Origin of the sequence: Streptomyces sp. NPDC058964 (assembly GCF_042741275.1) — a bacterium.
GTDB lineage: Bacteria > Actinomycetota > Actinomycetes > Streptomycetales > Streptomycetaceae > Streptomyces.
Genome location: NZ_JBHYKH010000430.1, coordinates 904 through 7,885, shown reverse-complemented (window position 1 = coordinate 7,885; position 6,982 = coordinate 904). Strand labels below are relative to the sequence as shown.

At 74.0% G+C, this 6,982-nt stretch carries 4 protein-coding genes and 1 pseudogene; 1 reads left to right on the top strand and 4 read right to left on the bottom strand.

What is annotated here, in order from left to right:
- Positions 1 to 277: 277 nt before the first annotated feature.
- The 4 genes from ACFW2E_RS35790 to ACFW2E_RS35775 form a co-directional block, all read right to left on the bottom strand.
- The gene (locus tag ACFW2E_RS35790; RefSeq protein ID WP_384472839.1) at positions 278 to 1,201 is read right to left on the bottom strand and encodes a MurR/RpiR family transcriptional regulator; all 924 of its coding nucleotides are present in this window, start codon (positions 1,199 to 1,201) and stop codon (positions 278 to 280) included.
- Between the two features lie 76 nt (positions 1,202 to 1,277).
- Positions 1,278 to 2,993, bottom strand: coding sequence for a phospholipid carrier-dependent glycosyltransferase (locus ACFW2E_RS35785; RefSeq protein WP_384472836.1), 1,716 nt, complete (start codon positions 2,991 to 2,993; stop codon positions 1,278 to 1,280).
- A 92-nt stretch (positions 2,994 to 3,085) separates the two neighbouring features.
- Positions 3,086 to 5,020: a phosphatase PAP2 family protein gene (locus ACFW2E_RS35780; RefSeq protein WP_384472833.1), complete on the bottom strand. Its 1,935-nt coding sequence runs from the start codon at positions 5,018 to 5,020 to the stop codon at positions 3,086 to 3,088.
- 199 nt (positions 5,021 to 5,219) lie between these two features.
- Positions 5,220 to 6,128: an N-acetylglucosamine kinase gene (locus tag ACFW2E_RS35775; protein WP_384472830.1), complete on the bottom strand. Its 909-nt coding sequence runs from the start codon at positions 6,126 to 6,128 to the stop codon at positions 5,220 to 5,222.
- Between the two features lie 284 nt (positions 6,129 to 6,412).
- Between ACFW2E_RS35775 and ACFW2E_RS35770 the strand changes: the two are divergent.
- Positions 6,413 to 6,982 (top strand): annotated as a pseudogene (locus ACFW2E_RS35770) (hypothetical protein); the annotation flags it as partial.

The window sequence follows — 6,982 nt, the reverse complement described above, 5'->3', positions numbered from 1 at the left end:
CTCCCCGCGCCGACGTGGGTAGGGGACGGCGGCTGTGAGTGTCCGAACTGGGGCCCCGGGCGTCGGGTGCCCGCACGGCGGGTGGTGCTGCGTGCGCATGGGCGGTCCGTCGGCTTTCTCGGGGCGGTGCGATCCGTGAGCAGTATTTATATATGCCGTCCGCTTTGCAAGACGTATGAAAACATTCATGCGCGATATGGGCTGAATGATCCCTGTACGAGGCCGTGTGGCCGAAAGGGGTGGGGAGCCGCCGGTTTCGGTGGCGGGCGGACCGGTGTCAGTCCTTCAGGAAGAACTGGTGCTGCTCGGCGACCTGCTCGTAGTCCTCCAGGCGGGCCTGGGTCCGCTCGGGGTCGGCGTCCGTCATGGCCTGCAGCAGCGCGGCGGACATCACGCCGGGCGCCGCGTAGGAGTCGAAGACCAGGCGGGAACCGGTGCCGGTGGTGAAGGTGACGTCGGCCTCGTCGGCCAGCGGGCCGAGCGCCAGGTCGGTGATCAGGGCGACACGCAGACCCGCGCCGCGTGCGACCCGGATCGCGGTCAGCGTCTCCTGGGCGTGCCGCGGCATGGCGAACGCGAGCACCCAGGTGCCCCCGGCCTCGCGGGACTGCAGCAGCGCGTCGTAGGCGACGCTGCCGCCCCGGGTCACCAGCCTTACGTCGGGGTGGATACGGCGGGCGGCGTAGGCGAAGAACTCGGCCAGGGACACCGAGATGCGCAGCCCCAGCACGGTGAGGGGGGTGGACTGGGACAGTTCGCGGCCGAGCCAGATGACGCGGTCGGGGTCGGCGAAGTCCCGCCGGAGGTTCTCCAGGTTCTGGATCTCGGCGTCGACGGCCGCCTGGAGCTCGTTGCTGCGGTCCTCGTCGGCGGCGCTGGGACCGCCGGCCAGGGCGCGCAGCGCGATCGACTGGAGCTTCTCCCGTAGCGCCGGGTAACCGCTGAAGCCGACCGCGGCGGCGAACCGGGTCACCGACGGCTGGCTGACGCCCACCCGGTCGGCGAGGTCCGTGATGGACAGGAACGCGGCCTCGGTGATGTGCTCGATCAGGTACTGGGCGATGCGGCGCTGCCCGGGGGACAGCCGCGGTCCGTCGAAGAGCTCCCTGAGCTGGGAGGTCGGTGCGGCTGCCGCCTCCGGTACGGTTTTGCCCGAGGTGATCGCGGATGCCTGTGCGCGTGCCTGCTGCGGCGATGGCACCGGTGCGCCTCCTTTGTCTCCCACGAAGACTCAACATAGCTCACGGACCGTGGTGACCAGGGGGTGTGTACGGAGGTCAGCGCCGGTAGATCGTGATCGAATGACCGACCTCGTCGATCGGACGACTGGTCTTGATCAATTCTGCAAGTCGCCCGCGTGCCTTGGCGACCGACGAGTCCGACACGACCAGAAGCCCGCGCACCGCGGCCGCCGGCACCTTGCGCGGATCGGAGGCGTGGACGCCGTAGTACGCCGGGACCCCACTGCCCTTGTACACCAGCCAGATCCGTTCGCCCCGGTACCGCCGCTCCAGCCGGTCGGCCAGCCGGCCCAGGTCCTGGCCCCAGTCCACGTTGGAGTCGTGCAGCCGCAGGTGGGTCTTCGCCGGACCGCCGAACGCCTCGTTGGAGTACGGCAGGTAATACGGGTACGTCCGCAGCGAACTGACGGCGACGAAGGCGACCAGCGCCACCGTGAGCACCGGTGCCCACCGCCACCGCACCGCGAGGACACAGGCTCCCCCGACCGCCAGGAACAGCGGCACGAACAGCGCGTACCGGGTGCCGAAGTCCCGCGACCCGGTCATCGCGGCCGCCAGCAGCACGGCGGGCGGCAACAGCACGTACGGCGCGGCCGGCCGCAGCCGCCGTACCGCGACCAGCGCGGCGGCACCCGCCGCCCACAGCGCGAGCATGCCGAGCGGGGTCTTCACCAGCAGCGCGGCCGGCAGGTAGTACCAGAGCGAACCCGTGTAGAGCCGGCCGAACAGATAGCCCTGCCACGGGTAGTCCTCCATGGCGAACTGGACGCGCATCCCGGCCCGGAACGCCTCCGGGAACGGCAGCAGTTCGACCGCACGAGCGCGCAGTCCGTGGACGACGGGCACGGCCTCCGCGGGCGTGAACCGCAGCCTCGGGTCCACCGCGAGATACGCCGCCCACACGACGGCGACCGCCGCCAGCGCCACCACGCCCGCGCCCGCGAGCCCGAGCGCCAGAGTCCTGCGGCGCCCGGCTCGCTCCCGTGGACGGCGGGCGTGCCACACCGACACGAGGGCCAGGGCCATCAGCACCGGAATCGCCGGCAGCGCGCTCATCTTGGTGGCCACCGCCGCCCCGAGCACCGCCCCGGCGAGCGGCAGGTACAGCCGCGGCCGGAGCCGGGCCCGCCACACCAGCCACGCCGACGTCAGCACGAACCCCGCCGTGGGCACGTCCAGAGTGGCCAGCGAGCCGTGCGCGATGACGTCGGGGGAGAGGGCGTACAGGGCCAGCGCCGTCACCCCGGCCGCCCGGCCGGCGACCTCCCGCGCGAAGGCCAGGACGACCAGCCCGAAAAGCAGCGTCAGCGCGATCACCGGCAGACGGGCCCACAGCATCAGCCGCCACGGGGCGTTCCCGGACTCGTACAGCAGATGTTGCCCGATCTGCCCCTGGCTGCCGGGGTAGGAGGCGTCGTAGCGCGGGTCGGCGACCGCCACCCCCGCCATGATCACGAGCTTGCCCAGCGGCGGGTGCTCCGGGTTGTAGCGCAGCCGGTGCTCGCGCAGGTAGTCGGTGGCCGTGGCGACGTACACCGGCTCGTCGATCGTGGGCGTCTGCTGTGCCGCCGCGGTCACCATCGCGACGGCCATCTGGCCGAGCAGCAGCACCACGAGCAGCGGCACCAGCCACCGCCGGCGGTGCCGCAGGCCCTCGTACAGGCGCGCGGACGCGCTCGCCCGCTCCCTCCGGTCCCCACTGCCGTCACGGACCCCGGGATCGAGGACCGGCTGCTGTTCCCGCGCCATCATCCGCCCCGCGGTGACTGCCGCCGCGTGGCGGCGGGAGCGATCGGGAGCCGCGTCATGGCCCCACTGTCGCACCGCTCCCGCCACCGGGCGCGTCACCGCCTCACAAGTCGTACCGACAGACCCTCCGCCGTGTACACGGGTACGGCCCGCAGCCGGTCGGAGTTCAGCTCCACACGGTCGAACCGGCCGCTCAGCCGCGGGACGCCGACGACCGGCAGCGTGCTGCCCGCCGACGGCGGGTGCTCGGCGTCGAGCCGCAGCGACAGCACGCTGCCCCCGCCCAGCACCGCCCGGTGCCCGACCACGAGCGGCGCCTCGCGGCCGCAGCGCAGCGTGAGCTCCAGCGCGCCGGAGTCCTGCGTGTATCCGCCCCGCACGCGCACACGCCCGTCCACCCGCAGCGTCCCGCCCGAGACCCGCACGTCACCGCGGCCCAGCGCGTCCTGGGAACCGGCCACCAGCGTGCCCGCCGCCAGCACGGTGCCGCCCGTGTACCGGTTGCGGCCGGTCAGCGTCAGCGTGCCGGTGCCCCGCTTGGTCAGACGGCCGCACCCGCCGATGTCGTTGCGCCAGCCGTCGGCCGCGCCGAAGCCCCCGGCGGCCCCGTCCAGCGTCACCGTGACGTCGGAGTCGAAGGCGCCGTAACCGTCCGCGGCGGTGAACAAGTCGAGCCGGCCCCACTGCTCGGCGCCGTCGAGCAGCACGTACCCGGAGGGCAGTGCGGTGGTGCGCAGCACCTCGCGCCGCTGCTCCGCGTCGAGGTACGGCAGCCGCGTCTCCAGCAGCACCTCCGCCCCCTTGGGCACGGTCAGCGGCAGATCGCGGTCGAGCCGGGTCAGGACGTACGTCAGCCGGGGCGCCACGGCTGCCGCGTTGGCGTCGCGGTCGGCGTACGGGTCGGTCTCCGGGCCGGCCGAGTGCGCGTAGGCGTACAGCGTGTCGGCGGTCGAACCCGTCCGCCGCCGGAAGTAGGCGAGGGCCTGGGCCCGTGCCGCCGCCTTGAGGCCGGCGTTCGCCGGGTCGGCGAGCGTCGCGGCGGCCAGGGCCGTGGCCATCACACGGCCGCCGATGACGTCGACGGTGCTGTGCATGCCGGCCACGATCCGCGTGTGGCTGAGCTCCAGGGCACGGGTCACCAGCTCCTGGAACCGCTCGGGGACCGCGTAGGCGTAGGCCAGTGCCGCCAGATGGAAGGCATTGGTGTGACCGCTCGGAAAGCCGCCGTCGTCGGCGGGCGACGTGCCGCGCTGGCGCAGCAGCTGCGGGGCGACCACCACGTCCGACTCGTACACCGGGTACCCGAGAGCGTCGGTCCGCCCGGTGCCGACGACCTCGCTCTCCTCGTTCATGCGCCACGGACGCGGGTACTGGTAGGCGTACTTGGCGGGGTTGCCGGAGGCGTAGGGACCGCGCACGGTGTCGACGAGTTCGGCCACCTTGCCCAGCGCGGAGTCGTGCGAGCCCGCGCCGAGCGCCGAGCCCGGCGGGGCGCCGGCGGGCACCGTGTCGCTGATCGTGGTCGTGGGCGTGCCGTCGGGGGCACTCGTGACGGAGGTGACCGCCATGGCCCCCTCCCGGTACAGGTCGGCCAGCGGGCCCAGGCCGGCGATCACCGCATGGCTCTGGTGCTGCCGGTCGTAGACGAAGGCCTCCTTCGCCTCGGCGTCCGTACGCTGCGCGGTGATCCGGGCGCAGTAGCGCATGTTGGCGCGCAGCACCTCCGGCCGCAGGGGGGCACCGGTGTTCCAGGCGGAACCGGTCTTCCACACCCGGGCGAAGCCGCCGAGGACGCGGACCACCGCGTTGGTCTCCGGCGTCAGGTTGGCGATGACGTTCGACCGGTAGTCGTCGACGAACGCGGCGGCGCCGGCCGCGGCCTTCGCATCGGCGGCGGACAGCCACGTGACGAAGGCCGGGGCCGCCAGCACCGCGGCCGACGCGCCCAGGGAGGTCTTGAGGAATCCGCGCCGGTTCGGGGCGAGTGCGCCGGCCGGCGAGTCGGAGCGGTGCCCGGCTGGTGACGGCATACGTGTGCCTCTCTCGGGTTCTTCGGCCGTGCGGCCGGGGGAGATCCACGTGACCGACGAGGCTGTTCGACGCTGTTCGGCTCGGGTCGGTCCCGTGGGAAACAAGTTGAACGAGCGAATGTCCAGGGCCGGTCCGTGTCCCGGTGGCCAGGGCGCGGCGACCGGGACGTGTCCCGCGGGTGAACTGGGGCGGCGCGGTTCACAGGAGCGCACGCGCCAGCGCCACCGCGCCCTCCACCGGTGGCACCCGCAGCGGGTGCGGACGGGCGGCCGGCAGGGCCGCGGCGAGCGCGCCGGCGAAGGCGTCGTACAGACGCGGCTGGGTGAGGACGGTGCTGCCCGCGACCACCACGTCGTCGACGGCGACGCCGCGTTCGGCCAGCCGTACGACGAGCGCCGCGAGCGAGCGGCCCCCGGCGGCGATCACTTCGCGGGCGAGGAGCGAGCCCGCCTCGGCGGCCGCGAAGAGGACCGGGGCGTGCCGGCCCCACTGCGCGGAGACATCGGTGGCACCCTCCAACGCCGCGCCGAGCGCGGGAACTTCGGCCACCTCGAAGGCGGTGAGCAGCCCCGTCGCCAGCGCGTCCGGTCCCGCCCCGCGGTCGTGGGCGGCCCAGACGGCACGCGCGGCCTCACGGACGAGGCCGGCCGCGCCGCCCTCGTCCCCGAGGACCGCCCCCCAGCCGCCGATCTGAAGGGGAGTGCCGTCGGCCCGCCGGCCCACGGCCACCGAGCCGGTGCCGGCCACCAGGCCGACGCCCCGGTCCAGACCGGCCGCGGGGACGAGCAGTTCGGCGTCGCCGACGACCGTGACGGGAACGCCGAGGAGATCCCGCAGCGCGGTACGGATCGCCGCGCACTGTCGGGGTGTCTCGCAGGCGTGCCCGCCGACGGCGAGCGCGGAGGGGCGCGCGCCCGCCGGAAGGGCGTCCCGGACCAGTGCGGCCAGCCGGCCGGCGGCGGCCTCGGGGTGGTGCGGCCGCCAGCCGCTGCTCGTACGGACGTGGTCGGCGACCGTGCGGTCTCCGGCGACGGCGCGGACATGGGTCTTGGTGCCGCCCACGTCGACACCGACCACGAGAGGGCTCGAACGGGGTGCGTCCTGCACGGATCCTCTTTCGTCGTTGCAGCGGCCGCGACGGCGGGCGAGCCGTGTCCGGACAGGGGAGGACGAAGAACTCGGGAAGCCCCGGGACGGGCCTCGGACGGAGCACGGCAGGCGAGTACCGTGAGATTCGTTAGGAAACTAACTAACGAAGTATGGTGCGTCAAGAGGCAATCCATCGCCGCATCCCCGGAGCGGATCGAGCCGACCGGCAGGGCCGGCGGATCGGTCCGCATCGACCGGGGAGCGTGGCCCGCTACCCGTGTGGGGGAACTGTGGAACAAGACGTGGCGGACGCCCCCCGCCTGACCGAGAGCGCGAGCGCGGTGTTCTCCGTGCTGGCCCAGGCGGGCAGCGCGACCCGGCCGCAGCTCGCGAGTCTGGCGGGCCTGTCCAAACCGACCGTGTCCTCGGCCGTCTCGGAACTGGAGGGCGCGCGGCTCGCCGCCCATTCCGGCACCGCCTCCAGCGGTACGGGCCGTACCGCCGCCGTCTACCGGCTCGGACCGGCGGCCGGAGCCGTGCTCGCCGTCGACCTCGGTCCCGCCCTCACCCGGGTCCGCGGCTGCGCCCTGGACGGCACCCTGCTCGCCCAGGCCACCGGCTCGCGCGCGGACGCCCCCGACGTCGTGCGCGAGGCCCTCGCCGCGCTGCCCGGCGACGCCCCGCTGCGCACCATCGTCGTGGCCGTCGGCGACGTCACCGCGCGGACGGAAGGCACCCGGGCGCGCCCCGCGACTGCCAAGGCCGGCCCCGTCTTCGACGCCGTGAGCGTCGCGCTGCCGCCGGGCGTTCCCGTCCACCTCGAGAACAACGTGAACTGCGCCGCGCTAGCGGGACTGCACGAGGGCGCGGCG

Coding starts and splice junctions, on each gene's coding strand:
- ACFW2E_RS35780 (WP_384472833.1), bottom strand. CDS start 5,020: ATGCCGTCACCAGCCGGGCACCGCTCCGACTCGCCGGCCGGCGCACTC.
- ACFW2E_RS35785 (WP_384472836.1), bottom strand. CDS start 2,993: ATGATGGCGCGGGAACAGCAGCCGGTCCTCGATCCCGGGGTCCGTGAC.